Below are 25,165 nucleotides of genomic sequence, written 5' to 3'. Positions count from 1 at the left end.
ATGTCGCAACAAACCACCATCCGAAAGCTGGCCGCCCTGGTGAATACACCGGTCGAGAAACTGCTGGAACAGCTGGCCGAGGCCGGCATGGAGTTCAGCGATCCCGACCAGGTCGTGACCAGCACCGAGAAGGTGAAGCTGCTCGGCTTTCTCCGGCGCACCCAAGGCGCCGGTGCGCAGAGCAGCAGTACTGCTGCCGCGCCGAAAAAAATCACGCTCAACCGCAGCCGCAAGCAGGAGCTGACCGTGGGCGGCGGGCGTAACCGCCAGACCGTCGACGTGGTCGTGCGCAAGAAGGTCACCCTGGTCAAGCCTACCGAGCAGCAGACTGCCGCCGCAGCCGCGGCCGTGGCGGCCGCTGGCGGGGATGACGAGCGTGCGGAGATCCTTCGCAAGCTCGAGGAATCCAGGCAGCAGAACCTGCAGGAACAGCAGCGTCTGGCCGAAGAGGACCAGCGCCGGGTTGAAGATGCCGAGCGCAAGCGCCAGGAAGAGGCCGCCGAGGTCGAACGCGTGCGCAAGGAGGCTGAAGAAGCCGCGGCTCCGCCGCCTGCCGAAGAGGAGGCGCCTGCGCGCAAGCCTGTGCACGGCAAGCCTGCGCCTGCACGTGAGGATCGGGCCAGCCAGCGGCCGAAGACCCCGCGTGCTGCGCACACCAAGGGTCGCGGTGGCGAGAAGGAAGGGGGCGCAGCCCGCTTTGCCGGCCAGCTGCACCTGAGCGCGGACGATCGCGCCCGTCGCTCGACCGCCCGCAAGGGTCGTCCGCGCCGTCAGGTTGGCCAGGCCCGCTCAGGTGCCGGTCCACACGGATTCGAAAGGCCCACAGCGCCGGTCGTGCGTGAGGTGGAAGTGGGCGATGCCATCACTGTCGCGGAATTGGCGCAACAGCTGGCCATGAAGGGCGGCGATGTGGTCAAGACCCTGTTCAAGATGGGTGTGATGGCCACCATCAACCAGTCCATCGACCATGACACCGCGGTGCTGGTCACCGAGGAACTGGGCCACGTGGCTGTGCGCGCCGGTCTTGATGACGCCGAGAGCGAACTGCTTGCCCACGTGGGTGAAGTTCACGGCGACGCGGTTGCGCGGCCGCCGGTGGTCACCATCATGGGCCACGTTGATCACGGCAAGACGTCGCTGCTCGATCACATCCGCAGCACGCGTATCGCCACCGGCGAGGCCGGCGGGATCACCCAGCACATCGGCGCTTACCACGTGGAAACCGACAAGGGCGTGGTCAGCTTCCTGGACACCCCGGGTCACGCGGCGTTCTCCTCGATGCGCGCCCGTGGCGCCAAGCTGACCGATATCGTGGTGATCGTGGTCGCCGCCGACGATGGCGTGATGCCGCAAACGGTCGAAGCGATCCAGCACGCGCGTGCCGCCGAGGTGCCGCTGATCATCGCGATCAACAAGATCGACAAGTCCACCGCGGATCCCAGCCGGATCAAGAACGAGCTGTTGGAACACGAGGTGGTCTCCGAAGAGTTCGGTGGCGATATCCAGATGGTGGAGATCTCCGCCAAGACCGGGCTGGGCATCGACGATCTGCTGGACGCAATCCTGCTGCAGGCCGAACTGCTGGAGCTGACCGCGGTTGGCGAAGGCCGGGCCGTTGGTACGGTGATCGAATCCTCGCTCGACAAGGGGCGTGGCCCGGTGGCCACCGTCCTGGTGCAGCAGGGCCAGCTTGGCGTTGGCGACTTCCTGGTCTGCGGTGTTCATTTCGGCCGGGTCCGTGCCCTGTTCGACGAGACCGGGCAGAACGTGGAAAATGCCGGCCCGTCGATTCCGGTCCAGTTGCTTGGCCTGTCCGGCGTGCCCGATGCGGGTGACGACTTCGCGGTGGTCGAGGATGAGCGCCTGGCGCGTGAAGTGGCCCAGGAGCGCGAACAGCGCCAGCGCGAAAGCCGTCTGGTGCAGACCGCCGGCAGCCGCATGGAAGACATCATGGCGCAGATGGGCCAGGCGGAGCAGCTGCAGCTGAACCTGGTCATCAAGGCCGATGTGCAGGGTTCGGTGGAGGCGCTGAAGCAGGCGCTGACGGCGCTGTCCAACGAGCACATCCGGATCAACATCATTGTTTCCGGCGTGGGTGGCATCAACGAGTCCGATGCCAACGCCGCGGCCACCGCCAAGGCGACCATCATCGGCTTCAACGTGCGTGCCGACGCGTCCGCGCGCAAGGTGATCGAAACCAGCAACCTCGACCTGCGCTACTTCTCGATCATCTATGACGTGATCGACCAGGTGAAGCAGGTGGCCTCGGGCATCCTGGGCGTGGAGATCCGCGAAGAGATCATCGGCACAGCCGAGGTTCGCGAGGTTTTCCGCAGCTCCAGGTTCGGCGCCGTGGCCGGTTCCATGGTCGTGGAAGGCGTGGTCCGGCGGAACAAGCCGATCCGCGTGCTGCGCGACGATACCGTCATCTTCGAAGGCGAGCTGGAATCGCTGCGCCGGTTCAAGGAAGACGTGGACGAAGTGCGCGAGAACACAGAGTGCGGTATCGGCGTGAAGGCCTACAACGATGTGCAGCCGGGCGACAAGATCGAGTGCTTCGAGCGCATCGAGGTACAGCGGACGCTGTAACCGCTGTAGTCATCCATATGAAGTCATTCAATCGCACCGATCGCATCTCCGCCCAGCTCCGCCGTGAGCTGGGCACCCTGGTGCGTGCGGCGGTGGACGAACATCGTCTGCCGTCGGTCAGCGTGTCGGACGTGGAGGTCACCCGCGACCTGGCCCATGCCAAGGTGTTCGTGACTGCTCTGCAGGCCGAGCGCTCCGAGGAGGCCATCAAGGGCCTGCGTGGGCTGGCCGGTGAGATCCGTTATCGCCTGGCACGCCAGGTCAAGCTTCGGCACGTGCCGGAGCTGCACTTTCACTACGACGACTCGGTCGATCGTGGCGAAAGGATCAACGAGCTGTTGCGCGAAGTGCGTCCGGCGGACGATCAGCCGGACGAATAGCGGCGGGCGTCAGTCGCCCGGCGTGGTTGCCGGCTGGCGATCGCGCCAATAATTGTTCGCCTCGGCAATGATCCGGAACTCGGCGGTCACCATGGCAGCCGCCTGCATCAGCATTTCCGGATCCTCTTCGTATTTCTCCCGGACCCGCCGCTTGGCGTCGTCATCGCGCTGGATCGAGCCGATGGTCTTGCGCGCCAGGGTGATCGCCAGCTGGCGGCCCTGTAATGGGGTTTCCGTGATCAGGCTGGGCACGTAGTCTTCCTGCGCCGTGGCCTGCATGGACGGAGTGTCGCCGGCGACAGCGGAGCCCGGCTGGGCAGCCGCGCAGCCCAGCAGGACGGCAGCCAGTGCGTACGTTTTCATCATCGGAACCTCCCAGCGTCGAGGGCCTCCAGTATGGCTCTGTCGGACGCGCAATGGTCCTGATCCAGGTCAAGGGCTGAACGCCTACAATCCACACATGTCACGACCCCCACGAATCAAATTCCGGAAGCTCGACGGCATCCTGCTGCTCGACAAGCCGCAGGGCCCCAGTTCCAACCAGGCCCTGCAGCGTGCACGGCGCCTGTTTCAGGCTGAGAAGGGCGGCCATACGGGCAGTCTGGACCCACTGGCCACAGGCTTGCTGCCACTGTGCTTCGGCGAGGCCACCAAGCTCGCCGGCGGCCTGCTCGGCGCCCACAAGGCGTACGACACCGTCGCCCGGCTGGGGGTGGTGACCGACACCGACGATGCGATGGGACAGCCGCTGCGCGAGCGTCCGGTGCCGGACCTGTCCGTGGCCACCATTGAATCCGCGCTCGCGGCGCTGACGGGGCGACTGCAGCAGCGCCCGCCGATCTATTCCGCGCTCAAGCGCGGCGGTGAGCCGCTGTACGCCAAGGCGCGGCGGGGCGAAGTAGTGGAGGTGGAGCCCCGCGAAGTGGAGGTTGTCTCCTTCCAGCTGCTCCCTGGCAGTGAGCTGTTCAGCGGCGACGGGCCATTGCTGCGGCTGCGGGTCGAGTGCGGCTCAGGCACCTATGTACGCAGCCTGGCGCGCGACCTGGGCGAAGCCCTTGGATGCGGGGCCCATGTGGCCGAGCTGCGCAGGCTGTGGGTCGAGCCCTTCACGCGGCCCAGGATGTGGACAATGGAAGAGCTGGAGCAGCTCGCCGAGGGTGGCCTTGGGCAGCTGGAAGCCTGCCTGCTGCCGGTCGAGGCAGGGATGGCGGGATGGCCGCGGGTTGCCGTGGATGCCGCTCAGGCGCGGCGGCTGGCATTCGGTCAGGCGGTGGAAGGCGACTTTGGACCCTGCGCGGAGGTGGCGATATTCAATCCGGACGGGCGGGCACTGGGCCTGGGAACCGTGGATGAAGGCGGCGGGCTGCGCCCGCGCAGACTGTTTTCGTGGGCCGGCCCGCAGGGCGGCGATACGGCCTGATCCTTGTTGTCAGCCCGCATAGCGGCTACAATTTCACAGCTTTTTCAAGCAAATCCACCGTCCGTCCGGGCGGTGGCACTTCAGCAAGCGGCGGGCCTTGTGGTGCGTCGTCGATTCCCCGAAAAGGGCTTGTTCGACACCGTTCCTGCGGGCCGCGCGTCAAGAGGCAAAACCATGTCAATCGACAACAGCAAGATCATCGCCGAGCACCAGCGTGGCGAAAACGATACCGGTTCTCCCGAGGTCCAGGTGGCCCTGCTCAGTGCACGCATCGCGCACCTGACGGAGCACTTCAAGACCCACAAGAAAGATCACCACAGCCGGCGCGGCCTGCTGCAGATGGTCAACCGCAGGCGCCGTCTGCTCGACTATCTGCACGGCAAGGATGCCAAGCGCTACCGCGAGCTGATCGAGAAGCTCGGCCTGCGTCGCTGATCCAGTTTTACCGCCGCGGCGCAGAGATGCGCCGCGGCTTGTTTTTTTTCACCAACTTTCCGCGCCGCTGCAAGTCGCGGCCACCCGTACCGGGCAGGGGTCCGTTGCGGTTCATCGCAAGAGTTTCAAGGGAATTCCAACGTGTCGAAAGTTACCAAGAGCTTCCAGTACGGTAGTCGTACGGTCACCATCGAGACCGGCGAGGTCGCCCGGCAGGCTGGCGGCGCAGTCATGATCTCCTGCGAGGGCACGACGCTGCTGGTCAGCGCGGTCGCCAACAAAACCGCACGCGAAGGACAGGACTTCTTCCCGCTCACCGTCGACTACCAGGAGAAGTTCTACGCCGGTGGCCGCATCCCGGGTGGTTTCTTCAAGCGTGAGGGTCGCCAGACCGAGAAGGAGACGCTGACCTCGCGCCTGATCGACCGCCCGATCCGCCCGCTATTCCCTGATGGCTTCCGCAACGAAGTGCAGATCATCGCCACCGTGATGTCGATGAACCCCGAGGTGGACGGAGACATCCTGGCCCTGATCGGCGCCTCGGCCGCGCTGTCGCTGTCGGGCGCGCCCTTTGACGGCCCGATCGGTGCCGCCAAGGTCGGCTACAAGGACGGCGAGTACCTGCTCAACCCGACCGTGTCGGAGCTGCTGGATTCGGACCTGGAACTCATCGTTGCCGGTACCGCCAACGCGGTGCTGATGGTTGAGTCCGAGGCGAAGGAACTGTCGGAAGACGTGATGCTGGGTGCGGTGATGTTCGGCCACCAGCAGATGCAGGTCGCCATCGACACCATCAACGAGCTGGTTGCCGAAGCCGGCAAGCCGAAGTGGACCTGGAGTGCGCCCGCCGCCGACGAAGGCATTGTCAGTGCGCTGACCAACGCGATCGGCGATCGCCTCGCCGGTGCCTTCCAGGTGAGCGACAAGCTCGAGCGCAAGGACGCCATCTCGCAGCTGAAGAAGTCGATCCTGGAGGCGCTGGCTCCGGAAGCAGAAGCCAAGGCCTGGAACACGGGCGAGCTTTCCAAGGAGTTCAGCGAGCAGGAATACCAGACCATGCGCAAGTCGGTGCTGTCGACCAAGGTGCGCATCGACGGTCGCGCGCCCGACACCGTGCGTCCGATCGCTTCCAAGGTCGGAATGCTGCCCCGCGTGCACGGCTCTTCGCTGTTCACCCGCGGCGAGACCCAGGCGATCGTCGCGGTCACGCTGGGCACCGCCCGCGATGGCCAGATCATCGACGCCGTGGGCGGCGAGTACAAGGAACACTTCCTGTTCCACTACAACTTCCCCCCCTACTCGGTGGGTGAAGCCGGCCGCATGATGGGCCCGAAGCGTCGCGAGATCGGCCACGGCCGCCTTGCCAAGCGCGGCGTGCTTGCCGTGATGCCGACGATGGAAGAGTTCCCGTACACCATCCGCGTGGTGGCTGAGATCACCGAATCCAATGGTTCGTCCTCGATGGCCTCGGTCTGTGGCGCCTCGCTGGCGATGATGGACGCGGGCGTGCCGATCAAGGCGCCGGTGGCCGGTATCGCCATGGGCCTGGTGAAGGAAGGCGACGACTACGTCGTGCTGTCCGACATCCTCGGTGACGAAGATCACCTGGGCGACATGGACTTCAAGGTTGCCGGTACCAGCAATGGCATCTCGGCGCTGCAGATGGACATCAAGATCCAGGGCATCACCGAAGACATCATGAAGGCCGCGCTGGCCCAGGCGAAGCAGGGCCGCCTGCACATCCTGAACGAAATGGAAGCTGCGCTGACCGCTCCGCGCTCGGAGCTGAGCGAGTTCGCGCCGCGCCTGATCACCATCAAGATCCACCCCGACAAGATCCGTGAGGTCATCGGCAAGGGCGGTTCGGTGATCCAGGCGATCACCAAGGAAACCGGCACCCAGATCGACATCCAGGACGACGGTACGATCACCATCGCATCGGTCGATGCCGCCGCCGGCAAGGCCGCCAAGGACCGCATCGAGCAGATCACCTCGGACGTCGAGCCGGGCCGGATCTACGAGGGCAAGGTGGTCAAGCTGATGGACTTCGGTGCGTTCGTGACCATCTCCCCCGGCAAGGACGGCCTGGTGCACGTGTCGCAGATCTCCAACGAACGCGTCGAGAAGGTCAGCGACGTGCTCAAGGAAGGCGACGTGGTCAAGGTCAAGGTGCTGGAAGTCGACAAGCAGGGCCGCATCCGTCTGTCGATGAAGGCAGTGGAAGACGGCGAGGGCGTGACGGAGTAATCCGCGCGTTCCAGGTTGTTGAAAAAGGCGGGCTTCGGCCCGCCTTTTTTGTGGGCGTCTTTCGGAAATGTCCGCTACCCAGCCCGTCGGGCGTCTATAGGGGTTGGCCACCGATTCCAGCATTTCCTGCAGGAAAGGTGCCAGGTGACGTTCGCGCGGATGTCGAGACATCCGCCCCCGATGGACCGAAGGAGATATCCCAGCATGCGTTTTGCCCTTGTTTGCCACACCAGCAACACCCCACCCCCCGTCCTCCGCAAGTTCCGCCGCACCCCGGTTGCACTGGCCCTGCTGCTGATGCTGGGCGCACCGATGGCGGCGATGGCCGTCGATCCGGTCTGTCTCAATCCTGACGGTACGCCGAACCCTGGCGCCGGCACCGACCAGGGCGCGGAAAATACTGGCCACGACAACTCCACCTGCTCCTCGGGAGCCAGTGCATTTGGCCAAGGGAATAACGTCACGGGTGGCGCCAGCAGCGCGTTCGGTTTCAAGAACACGGTCCATGCCGGCGGCAGCAGTGCGTTTGGCGCCGACAACACGATCACCGCAGCCCGCAGCAACGCGTTCGGCAGGTTCAACGAAGCCAACGGTGAGGACAGCAATGCATTTGGCTCCCAAAACACTTCCTCGGGGTTTGGCAGCAACGCCTTTGGTAGGGGCAACACCAGCATCGGCCGCTTTAGCAATGCACTCGGCAGCTTCAACCAGGCCGCTGGCACATCCAGCAGCGCATTCGGCCATTTCAGCTTTGCGAATGGTGACGACAGCAGCGCGTTTGGCAATACGAACACCGCCACTGGCCACAGGTCCACTGCCGTGGGCTATCGAAGTGTCGCCAGCGGCCCCGACAGCGTTGCGGTAGGCGGCTGGCTGGATGCCAATAACGACGGCGTCAGGGATACCGACGAAGTCACCCTTGCCAGCGGCACCAACGCCAGCGCATTTGGCAGTGGCTCGCAGGCCACGGGTGATTACAGCACGGCAGTAGGCGTTTCCAATCTCGCCAGCGGCGCCGGAAGCAGTGCCGTTGGAGCCGATAACTTGGCCAGCGGATCGCTCAGCAGTGCGGTGGGCAACAGCAACCAGGCCGTCGGCGACAGCAGCAGTGCGTTTGGCTATTTGAATACAGCCACCGGCGATGCCAGCGCCGCGGTCGGTGCAGCCAACCTCGCCGAGGGAGATTACTCCGTCGCGTTCGGTATTTCCTCTCAGGCACTCGGCGAGCGCAGTACGGCGGCGGGTCTTGCCAGCCTGGCCAGCGGCGATCTCAGCGCCGCGTCCGGCATATTCAACCGTGCTGAGGGCGATCACTCCGTCGCGTTCGGTTCAGCAGTTCTTGCCAGCGGGACCGGCAGCCTGGCCATGGGCAGCTGGTACGACCGCAATGGCGACCTCAGCATCGATGCCAACGAAAGGACAGTCGCCGCTGGTGAGTATTCCGCCGCGTTCGGCATCAACGCGCAGGCGCTGGGCGATAGCAGCACGGCAGTAGGCTTTAACAACCTCGCGAGCGGCGCCAACGCCAGCGCATTTGGCAGTGACTCGCAGGCCACGGGCGATTCTAGTGCCGCGTTTGGTGCAGCCTCTCTTGCCAGCGGCGTGGCGAGCATTGCTGTTGGCTATCAAAACGAGGCCAGCAATGAGATGAGCAGCGCGCTCGGCATCTTCAACATCGCCAGCGGCGGCGTAAGCAGTGCTGTTGGAGTCGAGAACTTGGCCAGCGGACTGCGCAGCAGTGCGGTGGGCGACAATAATCAAGCCAGTGACCGGAGCAGCTCGGCGTTTGGCAACAGCAACCAGGCCGTCGGCGACGGCAGCAGTGCGTTTGGCTATATGAATACAGCCACCGGCGTTGTTAGCGCCGCGGTCGGTGTAGCCAACCAGGCCGTCGGCGACGGCAGCAGTGCGTTTGGCTATATGAATACAGCCACCGGCGATGCCAGCGCCGCGGTCGGTGTATCCAACCTCACCGAGGGTGATTTCTCCGTCGCGTTCGGTAGTGCCTCTCAGGCACTCGGCGAGCGCAGTACGGCGGTGGGTCTTCACAACCTGGCCAGCGGGGACGAGTCCAGTGCGTTCGGATTCGACAACGTGGCCACGGGCAGGTATAGCGCTGCGTTCGGATACGGAAATACGAGCTCCGGCATAGTCAGCTCCTCTATTGGCACTCTCAACAGGGCCATTGGCGCGCAAAGCGCTGCGCTCGGTGTCGGCAACTGGGCCGATGGCGACTCCAGCGCGGCGATCGGGGTCGGATCATTGGCCGAGGGGACCGGCAGCGTTGCGGTAGGAGGCTGGTACGACCGCAATGGCGATGGTGTGGTGGATGCGGACGAGGGCGCTCGCGCCGAAGGCGACCATGCGGCTGCTTTTGGCAGCGGTGCACAGGCTGCCGGCGACCGCAGCAGTGCGATCGGTGCCGGTGCCGTGGCCGAATTCGCCGGCAGCGTGGCGCTGGGGGCTGATTCGGTGGCCGATCGCGCCAACGCAGTGTCGGTGGGCAGCACCGGCGCGGAGCGGCAGATCGTCAACGTGGCCGATGCCACACAGGCAACCGACGCGGTCAATTTGAGGCAGTTGCAGGCGGTCGCTGGCGGAGGAGTCACCGAAGCGCAGGTGCAAACCATCGCCGATGCGGGTGACGTGCAGACCCTGGCCGATGCCCAGGCCTATACCGACGCCCAGGTGATCGCGGCTGGCAGCATCACCGAAACCCAGGTGCAGGCGATTGCCGATGCGGGTGATGCCCAAATGCTGGGAGATGCCAACGCTTACGCCGATGCTGGTGATGCGCAAACCCTGGTGGATGCCAGTGCGTATGCTGATGCCGGCGATGCGCAAACGCTTGCCGACGCCAAGGCGCATGCGGATACCGGTGCAGCCCAGGTTCTGACCAACGCCAATGCCTATACCGACACCGGAACGGCACAGTCGCTCGCCGATGCGAAGGCTTACATCGATGCCCAGGTGATTTCGGCCGGCAGCATCACCGAGACGCAGGTGCAGGCCATTGCCGACACTGGTGATGCGCAGACGCTGGCAGAATCCAAGGCCTACACCGACACTGGAACGGCGCAGACGCTGGCAGAATCCAAAGCCTACACCGACACCGGTACGGCGCAGACGCTGGCAGAATCCAAGGCCTACACCGACACCGGTACGGCGCAGACGCTGGCAGAATCCAAGGCCTACACCGACACTGGAACAGCGCAGACGCTGGCAGAGTCCAAGGCCTACACCGACACTGGAACGGCGCAGACGCTGGCGGAATCCAAGGCCTACACCGACACCGGTACGGCACAGACCTTGGCAGAGGCCAAGGCCCACGCCAACAGCGGCGATACGGCGACGCTGAACTCTGCCAACCGCTATACCGACCAGCAGGTTGCGGCGTTCAGCCAGGGACTGGATCAGGTCCGAGGCGAAATGGACCAGCGGTTCCACCGGGTGGATCGCCGGCTCGACCGGCTCGGCGCCACCACCGCGGCCTACGCTGGCTTGGCGGCCAACACGGCCGGCTTGGGCGGCATGAACAACATCGGCGTAGGCGTGGGATCGCAGGGCGGTGAGCAGGCGCTGGCGATCGGTTACCGTCGCGCCATCGGCAACCGCGCCAGCGTGTCGCTGGGCGGTGCCCTTGCCGGCAGCGAGAAGAGTGTATCCGCGGGTGCCGGCTTCAGCTGGTAAGTACGTGCCGATGATCGGAAAAAGAGAAAGGCGGGCCAACGCCCGCCTTTCTTGTATTTGGTGATCATTCGCTGATGGGCGCAACGATGCGTCCCTGGACGCGGCACCGGCCTGGTCAGCGGACCCGGAAGCGCCTCGTCCGCGCATTCGCAGCGTAGCTGCGCAGATAGCTGCGCGCCGTGCGGCGGCGTTCGGAAGGACGGTTGGTGGGCTGGGTGGAAGTGGAAGCAGCGTTGGCGTGAAGGGGGGTAAGAAATAACTGCATCAGTTTTTATAGACTCCTTTTGTAAGTGATTGAATTTAAGGGTTTAATTGTACCTGAATAGGCGAATTATTGCCACTGGTGGGAGGTGCCGCCGTTCAGGGACTGCCGACTGCGGCAACCGGGTGGGGCTGGAGCGCCGGCGGTATACTCCCGCCACCCCGTCACCCTTCTTTGGAGAAGCCATGAAGCCGTCCCCTGCCTGTGCATCGTCAATCCTCGCGTTGGGACTGGCACTGTCGTTCTCCGCATGTGCGGGCCCGGCCCCCATGCAGGACCCGGCCAGGTTGGCAGGGTTGGAGCAGGGTGCGCAGGAGCGGGTACTGGAGGCCGAGGTCGCCTGGGAAGGCCAGGTAACGGCGCTGGACGCCGACGAGCGGCTGGTCTCCGTACGCGACGCCGATGGCACGGAGCGCACGCTCAGGATCGAAGAACAGGTCCAGCGCCTGGAGCAGATGCAGGTGGGCGACCGGGTGCAGGTGTACTACCGTCGGGGACTGGTATTCGATATGCAGCCCGCCGGAAGCGTGGAGCCGGGCGCGTATATCTGGGAGGACGAGCAGCATCCGGACCCGGTCAGGCCCGGGGTCGTCGACCGCGAAGTGGTGGTAGTGCTTTCACCGCTGGTGGCGATCGATACCGACGCCAATACCCTGTCGGTGCAGTCCCCCAACGGCAGCATCCACGTGCTGGAAGTTGAAGAGCCGCGCCATCGCGAGGCGCTGCCGCGACTGCAGGTTGGCGATCTGCTGCGGATCCAGTTCCGTCGTGTGCTGGCCGTGCGGGTGCTGCCGGAAAGCTGATCCGGCGTACCGGCGAAACGCTCAGACCCAGCCGGTCAGGTAGTACAGCCCGATCATCACGAACACCACCGAGGTGCCGATAACGGTGATGGCGAAGATGTCGCCGTAGGACTGCCGGTGGGTGAGGCCGGTGACGGCCAGCAGGGTGATCACCGCGCCGTTGTGGGGCAGGGTGTCCATGCCGCCGGAGGCCATGGCGGCAATCCGGTGAAGCACGTCCATCGGAATGCCCGCCGCATCCGCGTTGGCAATGAAGCTGTCTGACATCGCCGCAAGCGCAATGCTCATGCCACCAGAAGCCGAGCCGGTGATGCCGGCCAGAGCGGTGACCGTCACCGCTTCATTGACCAGCGGGTCGGGAATGGCGTTGAGGGTGTTGGCCACCAACATGAAGCCGGGCAGGGCCGCGATTACCGCGCCAAAGCCGTACTCGGATGCGGTGTTCATCGAGGCCAGCAGGGCGCCGCCGATCGCCGCCCGGGTGCCCTCGGCGAACTTCGTGGTCACCGGCCGCCAGGCCAGGAACAGTACCGCCAGGATTCCCACCAGCAGGGCGCCCTGCACCGCCCAGATCGCAGCTACGCGCGAAACCTCCTGCACGATGGGCTCCGCATTGCCCATGGAAGAAGGATTGAAGCTGTGGCTGCCGCCGTATAGGTGCGGGATCAGATCGGTGAACAGCTTGTTCGACACCCCCACCAGCACCAGTGGCAGCAGCGCCACCAGCGGATGGGCCAGCCGGTCACCGACGAACGCTTCGGGTTCGTTGAGCAGATTTTCGCCGTAGCCTTCCCCGGCCGCCGCGGCCCTGCGCCGGCGCCACTCCAGGTAGGTGATGCCCCCGGCCAGGATCAGCACCGATCCGATCGTGCCCAGCACCGGCGCCGCCCAGGAGTCGGTGCCGAAGAAGGCCGTGGGAATGATGTTCTGGATCTGCGGCGTGCCCGGCAGCGCCATCATGGTGAAGGTGAAAGCACCCAGCGCGATCGTGCCGGGAATCAGGCGCTTGGGAATGGCCGCCTGGCGGAACAGCTCGGCCGCGAACGGGTATACCGCGAACACCACCACAAACAGTGACACCCCGCCGTAGGTGAGCAGGGCGCAGACGGTCACGATCGACAGCATCGCCCGCTGCGGCCCGAACAGGCGGATGGTGGCGGCCACGATCGACTTGGAAAAGCCCGAGATCTCGATCAGCTTGCCGAACACCGCACCCAGCAGGAACACCGGAAAATACAGCTTCAGGAAGCCGACCATGCGGTCCATGAACAGGCCGGTGAACATGGGCGCGACCAGCTCCGGATCGGTCAGCAGGACGGCACCCATCGCTGCAACGGGTGCAAACAGGATCACGCTGTGACCGCGGTAGGCCACAAACATCAGGAAGCTCAGCGCGCCGAGCACGATCAGCAGGGACATGAATCTCTTCCGGTGCGGAAATGGCGATGGCCAGTGTCACCGTGCGCCGCTTGCGCTCCCATTGTCCGAAGGTACAAGTGCCGCCTTGCGGGCGCGCCCATAGTCTTGTCAGCGTGGCCGAGGGGCCTGGGCGCGTCCCGTCGGGACGCCATATCTGCAGATTCGTGGGGAGAGACTTGATGAAACGCAGCATACTGAGCGCGGCGATCGTGTTGGGCATGGCATCGTTCCCGGTGCTCGCGCAGGAGCAGGCCGCGGCGCCCGGTGGGCAGCAGGCGGATGCGACCACGCTGGACAAGATCACCGTGACCGCGCGCCGGCGTGCGGAGTCCATCCAGGACGTCCCGGTCGCGGTCAGCGCCTTCAGCGAGGACGAACTGCAGAACCTGCAAGCCAGCGACGTCAGCGGGCTGCAGGGCGCCGTTCCAAACATGAACATCGTCCAGGGCCGTGGTTCGGCCAACAGCGTCAACGTCTTCATTCGCGGCATCGGCCAGCCGGACGCGCTGCAGACGTTTGATCCAGGCGTGGGCATGTACGTGGACGACGTGTACTACTCGCGCATCAACGGTGCGCTGTTCTCACTGTTCGATATCCAGCAGGTGGAAGTGCTGCGCGGCCCGCAGGGCACGCTTTACGGCAAGAACTCCACCGGTGGTGCGATCAAGCTGACCACCCGCAATCCCTTCGACGACACCGGCGGCGCGATCGAGTTGACCGGTGGTTCGCATGGCCGTGCCGAAGGGCGCTTCTACGTGGGCGGCGAGCTCAATGACGTGGTTGCCGCCAGCCTGGCCGGTGCATGGCTGACCCATGACGGCTTCATCGATGATCGCGCCGGCCAGCGTGACTTCAACAACGACGACACCAAGGCGGTCAGGGCCAAGCTTGCCGTGCGCCCCAGTGATACGTTCCGAGCGACCTTCTCACTCGACCACACGCGGCAGAAAGCCGCCCTGTCGATGGGCAGGCCGATGGCACCGTTGCTGCAGACCGATCTTGGGCTGGGCACCATTGTGGAGTTGCTGCCGCCCGCCAGCGGCGAGTTCGACTACACCGCGGAAACGTCCTTCCGTCCCGACCAGGGCCAGTCAATGGAGCACACCGGTGCCTCGGCGACGCTGGAGTGGGATATCAACAGCCAGTGGCTGTTCAAAAGCATCAGTGCCTGGCGCAAGCTGAAGACCAACTCGTTCATCGACATCGACGCATCGGAATACCAGCTGGGTGATGTGCTGGTGGCGATCGACCAGGAGCAGCTGAGCCAGGAGTTCCAGCTGCAGTTCGACAACGGCTCCAACCTGCAGGCGACCTTCGGCGCGTACTACATGCAGGAAGACGTGCCGTCCTACCAGGAAGCCTATGCGGATCACCTGTTTGCCCTGGTCGGTACGCCGATCAGCTTCCTGCGCACCATCGAGGACGACCTCTCCACCGAGAGCATCGCCGCATTCGCGCATGTGAACTGGGAGTTCGTGCCCACGTGGACGTTGGCGCTGGGGCTGCGTTACTCCAAGGACACCAAGGATTACTGGCGGACCACCAGCACCTTCTGGGGCGCGCCGTTCGAGGCCATCAGTCTCGATCCGGAATCCACCGTCGATGACAAGGCTTCGTGGTCGGCCTGGACGCCGTCGGTCAGCCTGCAGAAGCAGTTCAACGACAACCTGATGGGTTACGTGTCGGCCAACCGCGGCTTCAAGTCCGGTGGCTTCAACGGGCGTGCCAACTCGGCGCTGGATGCGGCCAACCCGATCTTTGATCCCGAGTTCGTCTGGACGTACGAAGCGGGCGTGAAGGCCAGTTCGGCTGACAACCGCCTGCGCGGCAGCGTGGCGGCGTTCTGGAGTGACTATTCGGACTTCCAGGCGCGGGTGACGCAGGACGCCAGCACGTTCCCGGTGCTCAATGCAGCGGAGCTGGAGATCAAGGGCATTGAATTCGAAGGCGTGGCGCTGCTTGGCGACACAACCACTCTGAGTGCGCAGCTCGGTTGGCTGGATGCCCAGTACACGGATTTCCAGGACTTCCGCATGGATCCCGCCTATCCGCTGTACGACCCGACCCTGACCCATGACCACGTGCCTTTCTCGCCGGATTGGACCGCGCGGGTGGCCCTGCAGCACGGCTTCCCGCTGGCCAACGGCGGCATGATCAGCGTTGGTGGTGATGTGTCCTACCGCGGGGATACGTGGCTGTCGGTCGACAACCGCGAGGTGCTCAGCCAGGACGCCTATACGCTGGTGGGCCTGTACAGCGTATGGGATTCACCCAGCTATGCCTGGCAAGTGCGCGCGGGCGTGCGCAACCTGACTGACAAGGTCTACAAGGTGGAAGGGCAGGAGTTTTCCAGCGTGGGCAACATCCAGACCGCGTACTACGGCTGGGAGCGCAACTGGTACCTGTCGCTGCGTTACAACTTCTGAGGCGTTGACCGATCCGGCTCTTGGAGGCCGGACCGGATGATCCAGCTCAGTAAGTGCGGCACTGGCGGAAGCGGACCGGAAGGCCGCTTCCAGCCGGGGGCGTGAGCTGGATACGGGAGGTGGCCAGCTCCGGGAAGCGTTCCAGCAGTTGGCAGATGCTCGGCATCGCGTCCTCGTTGGCATCAAGGAGCTGCAGTTCCAGGGTGGATTGGGTGGACCACAGGGCGTGGCTGACCATGGGCAGGGTGGCTGCGGCCCTCATCACGGTATCGCGCTGCTCCTGGATGGGAAGCTGGGTTTCCAGGGTTTCGGTGACAGGCGCCTCGGCGGCCCACGTATCCGCAGCCCGGGAAGCGGCTGGAATCGGTGCCGCCGCCCTTGCCTGTGGCTCCGGCTCGGGCAGGAACATGAACGTGGCAACGCCGGCCAGCAGGCCGACCAGCCAGCAAGCCAGCACGCGCTGCCGGGCGCGGGCTGTGGTGGCACTGCGAATGGCGGACAGCTGCTCCGCACCGATCCGCTCACGCAACCCCGGCCACAGGGCTGTTCCGTCCAGCAGTTCGATATTGGCCTTGGCAGCCGGCCTGCGGGCTTCGTCCAGGATCCGGCCCTGGGTCACCAGGAACCCGCCGCCGGCATTGGCCATGCGGATGTCATTGGCCAACGCGGCCACAGCCGGTTTGCCCAGTACGTATGCGCTGCCATGCTTGCAGGAAAGCAGCCAGTGGGAGCCGTCGCGCTCCAGGGTGAAGTCGGTGTCGCCGGAAGCGGTTTCATGGTCCACGACCCGGCTGTAGCCTTGCTGCGCCAAGGCTGCCAGCACCATGTTGATGAACTCGCGCCAGGAAGTCGCTGCCAGCGCCCGGATGCCGGCGGCTGTCTCGTCCCGGGGGCGCAGCACTCCCCACATGAGGGCCGTGCCGATGCCTCCGATCAGCAGCATCACAAGCACGGACACAAACCAGTGTGCGATTCCTCCCACTATTCCATCCCCTGTTCTTCCAGGCGGGAAGAATAACGCATACGGTTGCGCCAGCCCGACGAGGACCGGCAGTCAGTGAAGCGCCGGTCCGCGCGGCGGACGCCCTGCCTGTGGGTCAGTCGTCCGGATCCGGCGGCGGCGCGTGGGGGGTGGGCGCGGGCGGCGTGGAAGTGGCTGCTGCACCGGCCCCGGTCACGGCGGCCTTCCTGGGCGCGGCGGCTTTGCGACTTGCCCGCTTGCGGGGCGGGGCGGCGGGAGGTCGGCGACGCAGTTCCGCGGTCAGTTCTTCCACGCGCTGGTTGAGTTCGGCGATGTCGCCGCGGCTGGGTACGCCCAGTCTCACCAGGGCGCGCTGCATGCGATTGTCGAAGGTCTTTTCCCAACGGTCCCAGGTGCCGGCGGCAAGGCCGCGCATCCCATCCACGCTGCTTTCAACCGCTCCCTTGACCTCGCTGGCGCGCTCGCCAGCGGTCTGGCGCGTCTGCTGCTCCAGCTGCTCGCCTTCTGCAACCAGGGCATCGAACAGCTTGCTGCCCTCGGACTGCGCGCGCCCGAGCGCGCCGATCCCTGCCAGCCATACCTGCTGGGCGGACTCTCCCAGGCTTCGTGCCAGGCGCTCTGCCTGCTCAACGGTGCCGGCATCGGCGCTGTCCGGGTGGCCGGTACCACCGGTCGTCCTTTTTTCGGGCTTCTTGTAGGTAGCCATGACTCCTCCTGCGTTGCTGCGTGGTGGATTCAGGCGGTGAAACGCTCCGCCAATACCCGACGGACTTCGCTCTCGATCGGGCCTTTCATTGCCGAAAGCAGGAAGCCGAGCTTCGCGGTCAGGTGCAACTCGTCGGCTGCCAGCTGGATACGTCCATCCAGCCCGGACCGGCTGAAATCAACCGCATCGCCATCCCACGCATATTTGATGTCGAATTTCTCCGACAGACGTGTCATCGCCTCCTCAAGCGCCGCGTGCGCACGCGGCATCGGCAGGGAATGGGGGTGACGGATATCGATATCGCCCATGCGTTTTTCCAAAGCTTCCTGTCTGATCCCGCATTCTATCGTTCCGATGCGCAAGTGGCGTGATAGATTCTGCCCGCATGAGCGCAACCAGACTTCGATTCATCTCATCCGATGCAGTGGCCGACCTGCCACTGGGGATCGGCATGCACCACCTGGGTCGGGTCGGTACCGGACTTGGCACGGTGCCCGAGGGTGATGAGGCGATCGTCTGCCTGTGCGTGGACCGGCGCGGGGTGTGGCTTACCGTGGGGGATGGCAGGCGCGGCGTGCATGTGAATGGCCGCGAGATCAGCCGCCTGGCGATGCTCCGCATTGGCGATTCGGTGTTCGTGGACGGCCATGAGGTGCGCCTGGTGGGTGCGCATCCACCCGAGGAGCCGCCACGCGATGGGCCGCCTGCCCGGGGCGGATCCCCGGACCCGAGGATGGTGTTGCGCGGGCTCGGTGGGGGTCACCATGGACGCAGCTTCACCCTCGATGTGCCGCGGCTGGTCGGCCGCATGCCGGGCGCCGATATCCAGATTGATGATCCGGCGTTCGCCGAGCGCCATGCCAGGCTGGAGATGGTCGAGGGGCAGGTGTGGCTGCGCGACCTGGGCACGGAAGAGGGCAGCCTGGTCAACGGTGAAAGCGTGCACGACGCGGTGCTGCAGCCGGGTGACCAGGTGGTGTTCGACAACCAGTACCGCTTCGTCGTTGAGGCACCGATGCGTGATGCTCCCCAGGAGCCGTTGTTGATAGGCGGAGCCCTTGAAGCGGCTCCGCCTCCCAGCGGCAATGACAGCCAGCGTTCGCTGTGGCGCCTGCCCCTGGTACTGCTGGCCGCGCTGCTGATCGCCGGCCTGCTCGCCCTGCTGCTGCTCTATGGCGCGGGCTGAATTCCGCCCCGGCGTCGGGCGTGTCGCCGCCACAGCCGCCACCCCAGCAGCACGGCAAGGATGCTGGCGTAGATCAGCGGCTCGCGCAGGTCGGATTTGACGATCCACCAGAAGTGCAGCACGGCCAACACCGCCGCGGCGTAGACCAGCCGGTGCAGCCGGGTCCATGCGCGGCCAAGTCGCCGCATCCAGCCCCTGGTGGAGGTGATCGCAAGCGGCAGCAGCGACAGCCATGCAAGGAACCCGACCGTGATGTAAGGCCGGCGCAGGATTTCTTCGAACACCGTCGCCCACCAGCTGCGCAGATCCAGGATCAGGAATGCGGTCAGATGCAGGCTCGCGTAGAAAAATGCGTACAGCCCGAGCATGCGCCTGAAGCGCATGAGCGCAACCAGCCCGGTGGCCTGCCGCAACGGGGTGATTGCCAGGGTGATCAGCAGTATTCGCAACGCCCAGGTGCCGGTGCGGTGCTCGATTTCCACCACTGGATCGGCGCCGAGCGCGTCGATATCCGCGCCGTTGGCCACCAGCCAGGCCTGCCACAGCAACACCGCCAGCGGCGCCAGCGCAAGCGCATGCACCAGCGCCTTGGCAGTGACGATGGAAAATGGGGTCCTGCTGGTGCTCCTGGCCCGACCCGGCCTCAATACCACTTGTGCAGATCCATGCCCGAGTACATCGAAGCCACCTGTTCCGCATAGCCATTGAACGGCCGGGTGTCGATCCGGTTGGCGATCAGCCGCGAGGTGGTGCCGGCGATGCGGCGCTCGCTGGCCTGGCTCCAGCGCGGATGGTCCACCTCCGGATTGACGTTGGCGAAGAATCCATATTCGCGCGGCTGCATCCGGTTCCACGCGGTCTCCGGCATGTCTTCGCTGAAGCGGATCTCGACAATCGACTTGATGCTCTTGAAGCCGTACTTCCACGGCACCACCAGGCGCAGCGGCGCTCCGTTCTGCTGTGGCAGCGGTCGTCCGTACATGCCGGTGGTTAGGAAGGTGAGAGGGTGCATGGCCTCGTCAATGCGCAGTCCTTCGCGGTAGGGCCAGCGCAGGACGCGCCGCTGGATGCCGGGCATCTGCTCGCGATCGGCCAGCGTGGTGAAGGCCACGTATCGGGCGCGGGAGGTGGGGGCGAAGCGGCGCAGCACGTTGGCCAGCGGCACGCCCAGCCAGGGGATCACCATCGACCAGCCTTCCACGCAGCGCAGGCGGTAGATGCGCTCCTCCGGCAGCAGGCCCTGCAGCAGCCCGTCCAGATCAAGCACGCCCGGTCGCTCGCATTCGCCGGCCACTTCCACCTGCCACGGTGAAGTCCGCAGGGTCCGCGCGGCGCGTGAGGGATCAAGCTTGTCGGTGCCGAACTCGTAGAAATTGTTGAAACCGGTGGCATCTTCCCAGCGGGTCAGCTCCTCGCTGGTGGAAAAGCCTTCGCTGACTTGAGCGGCCGTGGGTGCCGGGGCAGGTGGGGATGGAGGTTCTGCCCTGCTGCATCCGGCCAGGGTGAGTGCGGGAAGGGCGGCGAGACCCGTGACGATCCGGCGTCGCTGCAGCCAGACGGCTTCATCGGTGATCTTGCTGGCGGGAATACTCAGAGCGTTTCGCAGGTTCATCTTGATGTCCGATTTTCATGTGGGCGCCACCATGTGCGCCGTCACCATGCTGCAGGTGCCATGGCGCATCTGTTGCACTGCGGCATACTAACCAAGCCAATGTTCAGTCCCAGCGAAGGAGAAACCATGACCCGTGCCTACAACTTCAGCGCCGGCCCTGCCGCACTGCCCCAACCGGTATTGGAACAGGCGCAGCGGGAAATGCTCGACTTCCGCGGCGCCGGGGCGTCCATCGTGGAGCTCAGCCACCGTGGCCCCGAATTCATGGAGGTGGCGGCAACCACCGAACGTGAATTGCGCAAGCTGGTGGGCATCCCGGACGACTACGCGGTGCTGTTCACGGCCGGCGGTGCGACCACCCAGCAGGCGCTGATGGCGCTGAATTTCGCCTCCCGCGGCCAACCGGCCGACTACGTGGTGACCGGCCACTGGGGCCAGATTTCGCTCAAGCAGGCCGCGCCTTATATTGACCTGAGGATTGCGGCCAGCAGCGAGGACGACGGCTTCCGCTCGATCCCCGCGCGTGACAGCTGGCGCCTGTCCCCGGACGCTGCCTACGTGCACATTACCGCCAACGAAACCATCCACGGCGTGGAATTCCGCGACACGCCGGACGTTGGCGATGTGCCGCTGTTCGCCGACTTCAGCTCCTCGATCGCCTCCGAGCCGCTGGATGTATCCAAGTACGGCCTGATCTATGCCGGCGCGCAGAAGAACCTGGGGCCCGTGGGCGTCGGCGTGGTCATCGTCCGTCGTGATCTGCTCGAGCGTGCCGGTCAGCCGCGGGCCGATATCTTCGACTACCGCAAGCAGCTTGCGGCCGAGTCCATGCTCAACACGCCGCCCACCTGGAACTGGTACCTGCTGGGCCTGACCGTCCGCTGGATGCTCGACGAAGGCGGGGTGGAGGAGTTCGCCCGCCGCAGCCAGGCCAAGGCCCGGCTGGTCTACGACGCGATCGACGGCTCCGGCGGCTTCTACCTCAACCATGTGCAACCGGCCGTGCGCTCGCGCATGAACGTGGCATTCTTCCTGCACGACGAGGCGCTGGAGCAGGCCTTCCTGGACGAAGCGCGCGAAGCAGGCCTGATCTCGCTCAAGGGACACCGGGTGCTCGGCGGCATGCGCGCTTCGATGTACAACGCAATGCCGGTGGAGGGCGCACAGGCACTGGCGGACTTCATGCGTGATTTCCAGCAGCGTCGTGGGTAAGCGAACGCCATGACCGACAACACCGGAAAAGCGGCTGCGGACAAGCCCGGGAAGGGCGACCTGACCACGGTACGCGAGCAGATCGATGGCATCGACCGCGAGATCCAGACGCTGATTGCCGAACGTGCGCTGTGGGCTCGTCAGGTGGGCAAGGCCAAGGGCAAGCTCGCGGCGGCGGTGGATTACTACCGTCCGGAACGCGAGGCACAGGTGCTCAGACGCGTGGTGGATCGCAACGAGGGGCCGCTGTCGGACGAGGTGCTGGTGCGCCTGTTCCGCGAAATCATGTCCGCCTGCCTGGCCCAGCAGGAGCCGCTGAAGATCGGCTACCTGGGCCCGGAAGGCACCTTCTCGCAGCAGGCAGTGCACAAGAATTTTGGCCACTCGGCCAAGGGCCTGCCCATGGCCAGCGTTGAAGAGGTGTTCGATGAGGTGGCCGAGGGCCACGCCGACTTCGGCGTGGTGCCGGTGGAAAATTCCGGGCAGGGCACCATCCAGTCCACCCTGGACCTGTTCCTCACTTCGCCGCTGAAGATCTGCGGGGAGGTGGAGCTGCGCGTGCATCAGTACCTGCTGTCGCGCAGCGGCAGGATCGAGGACGTGGAGCGGGTGTACTCGCATGGTCTTTCACTTGCACAGTGCAAGGGCTGGCTGCGCCAGCATCTGCCGGAGACCGAGAAGCAAGCCGTGGCCAGCAACGCCGAGGCTGCAAGGCGCGCGCGCAATGCGGACGATGCGGCTGCGATCGCAGGTGAGAACGCGGCCCACGTATACGGACTCAAAGTGGTCGCCGGTCCGATCGAGGATCGAGATGACAACACCACGCGGTTCCTGGTGATCGGCCGCGCGTCGTTCCCGCCTTCCGGCAACGACCGGACCTCGCTGCTGGTCTTCATCCGCGACCAGCCCGGTGCGCTCTACCAGATCCTGGAGCCGCTGGCGCGGCACGGGATCAGCATGAACCGGATCGAGTCACGCCCGGCACATGGGGCGCTGTGGCAGTACGCGTTTTTCATCGAGGTATCCGGACATGCGGATGAATCGCCGCTTCGCGATGCGCTGGATGAGATCGACTCCTTCGCCGGCGAAGTCCGCGTGCTCGGCTCCTACCCGGTGGCCGTGCCTTGAGCGCGCCTGCCGGCCTGCAGGGCTGGGTGGCGGAAGCCGGCGGGCCGCTGCGCGGCGGGCTCGACGTGCCCGGGGACAAATCGATATCGCATCGGGCAATCATGCTGGCGGCGCTGGCCGACGGAAGCTCGCGGATCAGCGGTTTCCTGGAGAGTGAGGATGCGCGGGCCACCGAGGAGGTCTTCCGCGCGATGGGGGTGCGGATCGACGCACCCAGCGAAGGCGTGCGCGTGGTCCACGGCGTCGGTATCGAGGGATTGCAGCAACCGCAGAAAGTGCTGGATTGCGGCAACTCGGGCACCGCCATGCGGCTGTTGGCCGGGCTGCTTGCCGGTCAGCGGTTTGACACCGTATTGAGCGGAGATGCCTCGCTCTCCCAACGTCCAATGCGCCGGGTGACTGCACCGCTGGAGCGCATGGGGGCGCGCATCGACGCCGTTGTGGGCGATCTCCCTCCGCTGAGTATCTACAGTAACAATAAGATTCAAGGTATTGATATTGAAACGGATGTTGCCAGCGCGCAGGTAAAGTCGGCGATCCTGCTGGCAGGACTGTATGCCACGGGAACCACCCGCGTCCGGGAGCCGCGTCCCACCCGCGACTACACCGAGCGCATGCTGGCTGCGTTCGGCTGGCCGGTGCAGTTCCAGCCTGGACGGGCGAGCCTGACCGGGGGCCACCGCCTGCACGCGACCGATGTGGCGGTGCCCGCCGACTTTTCTTCGGCAGCGTTTTTCATCGTGGCGGCCACGCTGGTGCCGGGCTCCAACCTGCGCCTTCGCCGCGTCGGCATGAATCCGCGACGCATCGGCCTGCTGCACGTGCTGCGCGCCATGGGCGCCGACATCGTTGAAGTGCCGGCGGGCGAGCAGGGCGGGGAGCCGGTGGCTGATCTGCGGATCCGTCATGCGCCGCTGCACGGCATCGAGGTGCCGCCCGAGCACGTGGCCGACATGATCGATGAGTTCCCGGTGCTGTTCATCGCCGCTGCCAGTGCCAGCGGTCGCACCACGGTGCGCGATGCGACGGAGCTGCGGGTCAAGGAATCCGACCGCATCGCGGTGATGGCGCAGGGGCTGCGTACGCTTGGCATCCAGGTGGATGAAACCCCCGATGGGGCCAGCATCCACGGTGGGCCCATCGGGGGTGGGAGCGTGGACGCCCACGGCGATCATCGTGTGGCGATGGCGTTCGCAGTGGCCGGGCAGGTTGCGAAGGGACCGGTGCACATCAGCGATACCGCCAACGTGGCGACGTCTTTCCCCGGCTTTGTCCGAATGGCCACAGCCTCCGGATTCGGCCTCGTTACCGATCCCCGATCCTGAAATCCACGGGCACGGTAACCGTGGATGCCACCGGCTGGCCGTTCTCGACAGCGGGCTGGAAGGTCCACTGGCCCACGGCCTCCCGGGCCGCGCGGTCCAGGTCGCGGGAGCGGCTGCTGCGCTGGATCTCCACCGTCGTGGGCCGTCCTTGCGCATCCACCTCAACCCGCAGCAGTACCGTGCCTTCCGCGCGCACGCGCAGCGCCGCCGGCGGATAGGCCGGCTGTACCTGCAGGGTGGGCTGGGCGGGGCGATCGGGCAAAGATGGCGCGGACGGGGCAGCGGTTGGTTGGGGAACCGATGGAGCAGCCGGCTCGTCCGCAGGAGTCTCTTCCGCCTCGCTGCCATCCTCGCCGCTATCGGGAGCGGGCAGGACGGTTTCGACCGGAAGCGCTTCCGGCTCCCGCTCCGAGCGACCGTAGACGTACCAGAGGGCGGCGAGCACCGCGATCAGCAGCAACAGCCAGATCAGCGAGCGGGTGCTGCTGGATGTCTGGCCAGCGCGCTTGCGCTCCAGGGCTTCCGGAGCGGGCTCAGGCGGCTGGGGCACGGCGTGATTGCAGTTGAGCGCACATCGCCGCAGCTTTTCACAGCAGATGTCGTGATCGTGTCACGACGCCGGCCGGGTGGCAGGTGTTGCTCCAGGCCGGCTCAGGGATTGAACTCGACCGGAATCTCCACCGGTTCCGCCACCGGCTGTCCGTCCTGCATGGCCGGCTGGAAGCGCCAGTTGCGCACCGCCCGCAGTGCGGCCTGGTCCAGGGCCCGATGGGAGCTGCTGCGTATCACCTCTACCTGCCTTGGCCGGCCATCCACGCCTACCAGTGCCCGTACCAGCACTTCTCCGGAGTGCCCCCTGCGCAGCGCCGACCGCGGATAGGTTGGCGCAGGACTGTGGATTGGGCGGGGGCCACTGACGCGGGCATCGCCCGCAACTGGAGGGACAACATCCTGTTGTTCCAGCTGGGGTGCAGGCAACGGGGGCGGCTCACCGGCGATACCGCGGGGCGGCTCCGCTGGTGCGGGAGGCAGGATGAACACGCCGCCATCGCCGTCGCCATCACCAGTATCTGCAGACATCTCTTCCGGAATTTGAGGCGCCGGAAGGGTAGGGCCGGCTGCTGCCTGTTCGTCCGCGGTGTCCGCCGCCAGGGCCGGATCATCGGTATCCGTCGGTTCGCGCTGGACCAGCCACACCAGAACAAACAGCATCAGCCCGGCCACTACCGCTGCAGGCACGATCAGCCACGGGCTCGGTCGTCGGCGCGGTGCAGAGGAAGAACTGGTTGCTGGATCGGGCATGGGCAGATCGCAATCGGATGATGCCGCGATTCTGGCACAGG

At 65.5% G+C, this 25,165-nt stretch carries 21 protein-coding genes; 12 read left to right on the top strand and 9 right to left on the bottom strand.

The window, feature by feature from the left end:
* Complete coding sequence (infB, locus tag ACW7G3_RS03230) at positions 1 to 2,589, top strand: translation initiation factor IF-2 (RefSeq protein ID WP_456981021.1); 2,589 nt, start codon at positions 1 to 3, stop codon at positions 2,587 to 2,589.
* An 11-nt stretch (positions 2,590 to 2,600) separates the two neighbouring features.
* Complete coding sequence (rbfA, locus tag ACW7G3_RS03225) at positions 2,601 to 2,969, top strand: 30S ribosome-binding factor RbfA (RefSeq protein ID WP_456972824.1); 369 nt, start codon at positions 2,601 to 2,603, stop codon at positions 2,967 to 2,969.
* Between the two features lie 9 nt (positions 2,970 to 2,978).
* Here rbfA and ACW7G3_RS03220 read toward each other — a convergent pair whose 3' ends face one another.
* Complete coding sequence (locus tag ACW7G3_RS03220; RefSeq protein ID WP_456981019.1) at positions 2,979 to 3,332, bottom strand: hexameric tyrosine-coordinated heme protein; 354 nt, start codon at positions 3,330 to 3,332, stop codon at positions 2,979 to 2,981.
* Positions 3,333 to 3,429: 97 nt separating this feature from the next.
* Between ACW7G3_RS03220 and truB the strand changes: the two genes are divergently transcribed.
* The 5 genes from truB (at position 3,430) to ACW7G3_RS03195 (ending at position 11,826) form a co-directional block, all read left to right on the top strand.
* A complete protein-coding gene (gene truB, locus ACW7G3_RS03215; protein WP_456981018.1) occupies positions 3,430 to 4,389 on the top strand; it encodes a tRNA pseudouridine(55) synthase TruB in 960 nt (319 codons plus the stop codon).
* A gap of 174 nt (positions 4,390 to 4,563) precedes the next feature.
* Positions 4,564 to 4,824, top strand: coding sequence for a 30S ribosomal protein S15 (gene rpsO / locus ACW7G3_RS03210; protein WP_456972382.1), 261 nt, complete (start codon positions 4,564 to 4,566; stop codon positions 4,822 to 4,824).
* Between the two features lie 141 nt (positions 4,825 to 4,965).
* The gene (pnp, locus tag ACW7G3_RS03205; protein ID WP_456981017.1) at positions 4,966 to 7,071 is read left to right on the top strand and encodes a polyribonucleotide nucleotidyltransferase; all 2,106 of its coding nucleotides are present in this window, start codon (positions 4,966 to 4,968) and stop codon (positions 7,069 to 7,071) included.
* 204 nt (positions 7,072 to 7,275) lie between these two features.
* Complete coding sequence (locus ACW7G3_RS03200; RefSeq protein WP_456981015.1) at positions 7,276 to 10,761, top strand: YadA-like family protein; 3,486 nt, start codon at positions 7,276 to 7,278, stop codon at positions 10,759 to 10,761.
* A 447-nt stretch (positions 10,762 to 11,208) separates the two neighbouring features.
* Positions 11,209 to 11,826, top strand: a complete 618-nt coding sequence (locus tag ACW7G3_RS03195) for a hypothetical protein (protein ID WP_456981014.1) — start codon at positions 11,209 to 11,211, stop codon at positions 11,824 to 11,826.
* A 21-nt stretch (positions 11,827 to 11,847) separates the two neighbouring features.
* On the opposite strand, the gene ACW7G3_RS03190 is transcribed toward ACW7G3_RS03195, so the two are convergent.
* Positions 11,848 to 13,245: a GntP family permease gene (locus ACW7G3_RS03190; RefSeq protein WP_456981012.1), complete on the bottom strand. Its 1,398-nt coding sequence runs from the start codon at positions 13,243 to 13,245 to the stop codon at positions 11,848 to 11,850.
* Between the two features lie 179 nt (positions 13,246 to 13,424).
* On the opposite strand from ACW7G3_RS03190, the gene ACW7G3_RS03185 reads away from it, so the two are divergent.
* On the top strand, positions 13,425 to 15,671 hold the full coding sequence (locus ACW7G3_RS03185) for a TonB-dependent receptor (protein WP_456981010.1): 2,247 nt from the start codon (positions 13,425 to 13,427) through the stop codon (positions 15,669 to 15,671).
* A gap of 46 nt (positions 15,672 to 15,717) precedes the next feature.
* Here ACW7G3_RS03185 and ACW7G3_RS03180 read toward each other — a convergent pair whose 3' ends face one another.
* From ACW7G3_RS03180 to ACW7G3_RS03170, 3 genes are all read right to left on the bottom strand, one after another.
* Positions 15,718 to 16,629, bottom strand: coding sequence for a restriction endonuclease (locus ACW7G3_RS03180; protein WP_456981008.1), 912 nt, complete (start codon positions 16,627 to 16,629; stop codon positions 15,718 to 15,720).
* A gap of 139 nt (positions 16,630 to 16,768) precedes the next feature.
* A complete protein-coding gene (locus ACW7G3_RS03175; protein WP_456981006.1) occupies positions 16,769 to 17,359 on the bottom strand; it encodes a phasin family protein in 591 nt (196 codons plus the stop codon).
* Positions 17,360 to 17,388: 29 nt separating this feature from the next.
* Positions 17,389 to 17,667, bottom strand: a complete 279-nt coding sequence (locus tag ACW7G3_RS03170; RefSeq protein ID WP_456981004.1) for a polyhydroxyalkanoic acid system family protein — start codon at positions 17,665 to 17,667, stop codon at positions 17,389 to 17,391.
* Between the two features lie 77 nt (positions 17,668 to 17,744).
* On the opposite strand from ACW7G3_RS03170, the gene ACW7G3_RS03165 reads away from it, so the two are divergent.
* Entirely contained in the window at positions 17,745 to 18,545 is an 801-nt protein-coding gene (locus tag ACW7G3_RS03165; RefSeq protein ID WP_456981002.1) for an FHA domain-containing protein, read from the top strand.
* Here ACW7G3_RS03165 and ACW7G3_RS03160 read toward each other — a convergent pair.
* Both ACW7G3_RS03160 and msrP read right to left on the bottom strand, forming a co-directional pair.
* Positions 18,530 to 19,192, bottom strand: coding sequence for a protein-methionine-sulfoxide reductase heme-binding subunit MsrQ (locus ACW7G3_RS03160; RefSeq protein ID WP_456981001.1), 663 nt, complete (start codon positions 19,190 to 19,192; stop codon positions 18,530 to 18,532). The genes ACW7G3_RS03165 and ACW7G3_RS03160 overlap by 16 nt on opposite strands.
* Positions 19,189 to 20,157 carry a protein-methionine-sulfoxide reductase catalytic subunit MsrP gene (gene msrP / locus ACW7G3_RS03155; RefSeq protein WP_456981000.1) on the bottom strand — a complete coding sequence of 323 codons (969 nt, stop codon included), beginning with the start codon at positions 20,155 to 20,157 and terminating at the stop codon, positions 19,189 to 19,191. Before msrP ends, ACW7G3_RS03160 begins: the two co-directional genes overlap by 4 nt.
* Before the next feature lie 126 nt (positions 20,158 to 20,283).
* On the opposite strand from msrP, the gene serC reads away from it, so the two are divergent.
* The 3 genes from serC to aroA are packed head-to-tail and all read left to right on the top strand — an operon-like array spanning position 20,284 to position 23,822.
* Positions 20,284 to 21,369 carry a phosphoserine transaminase gene (serC, locus tag ACW7G3_RS03150; RefSeq protein WP_456980999.1) on the top strand — a complete coding sequence of 362 codons (1,086 nt, stop codon included), beginning with the start codon at positions 20,284 to 20,286 and terminating at the stop codon, positions 21,367 to 21,369.
* Between the two features lie 9 nt (positions 21,370 to 21,378).
* On the top strand, positions 21,379 to 22,497 hold the full coding sequence (pheA, locus tag ACW7G3_RS03145; RefSeq protein ID WP_456972357.1) for a prephenate dehydratase: 1,119 nt from the start codon (positions 21,379 to 21,381) through the stop codon (positions 22,495 to 22,497).
* Positions 22,494 to 23,822: a 3-phosphoshikimate 1-carboxyvinyltransferase gene (gene aroA / locus ACW7G3_RS03140; protein ID WP_456980997.1), complete on the top strand. Its 1,329-nt coding sequence runs from the start codon at positions 22,494 to 22,496 to the stop codon at positions 23,820 to 23,822. Before pheA ends, aroA begins: the two co-directional genes overlap by 4 nt.
* Here the strand turns inward: aroA and ACW7G3_RS03135 are convergent.
* Together ACW7G3_RS03135 and ACW7G3_RS03130 are read right to left on the bottom strand one after the other, a co-directional pair.
* Positions 23,803 to 24,372 carry a TonB family protein gene (locus ACW7G3_RS03135; RefSeq protein ID WP_456980995.1) on the bottom strand — a complete coding sequence of 190 codons (570 nt, stop codon included), beginning with the start codon at positions 24,370 to 24,372 and terminating at the stop codon, positions 23,803 to 23,805. The genes aroA and ACW7G3_RS03135 overlap by 20 nt on opposite strands.
* A 101-nt stretch (positions 24,373 to 24,473) precedes the next feature.
* Positions 24,474 to 25,124: an energy transducer TonB gene (locus ACW7G3_RS03130; protein WP_456980994.1), complete on the bottom strand. Its 651-nt coding sequence runs from the start codon at positions 25,122 to 25,124 to the stop codon at positions 24,474 to 24,476.
* Between the last annotated feature and the right edge of the window lie 41 nt (positions 25,125 to 25,165).

Source organism: Luteimonas sp. A478, from assembly GCF_054052025.1.
The sequence above is the reverse complement of the archived record's forward strand: the minus strand, read 5'-3'. Positions and strand labels throughout refer to the sequence as shown.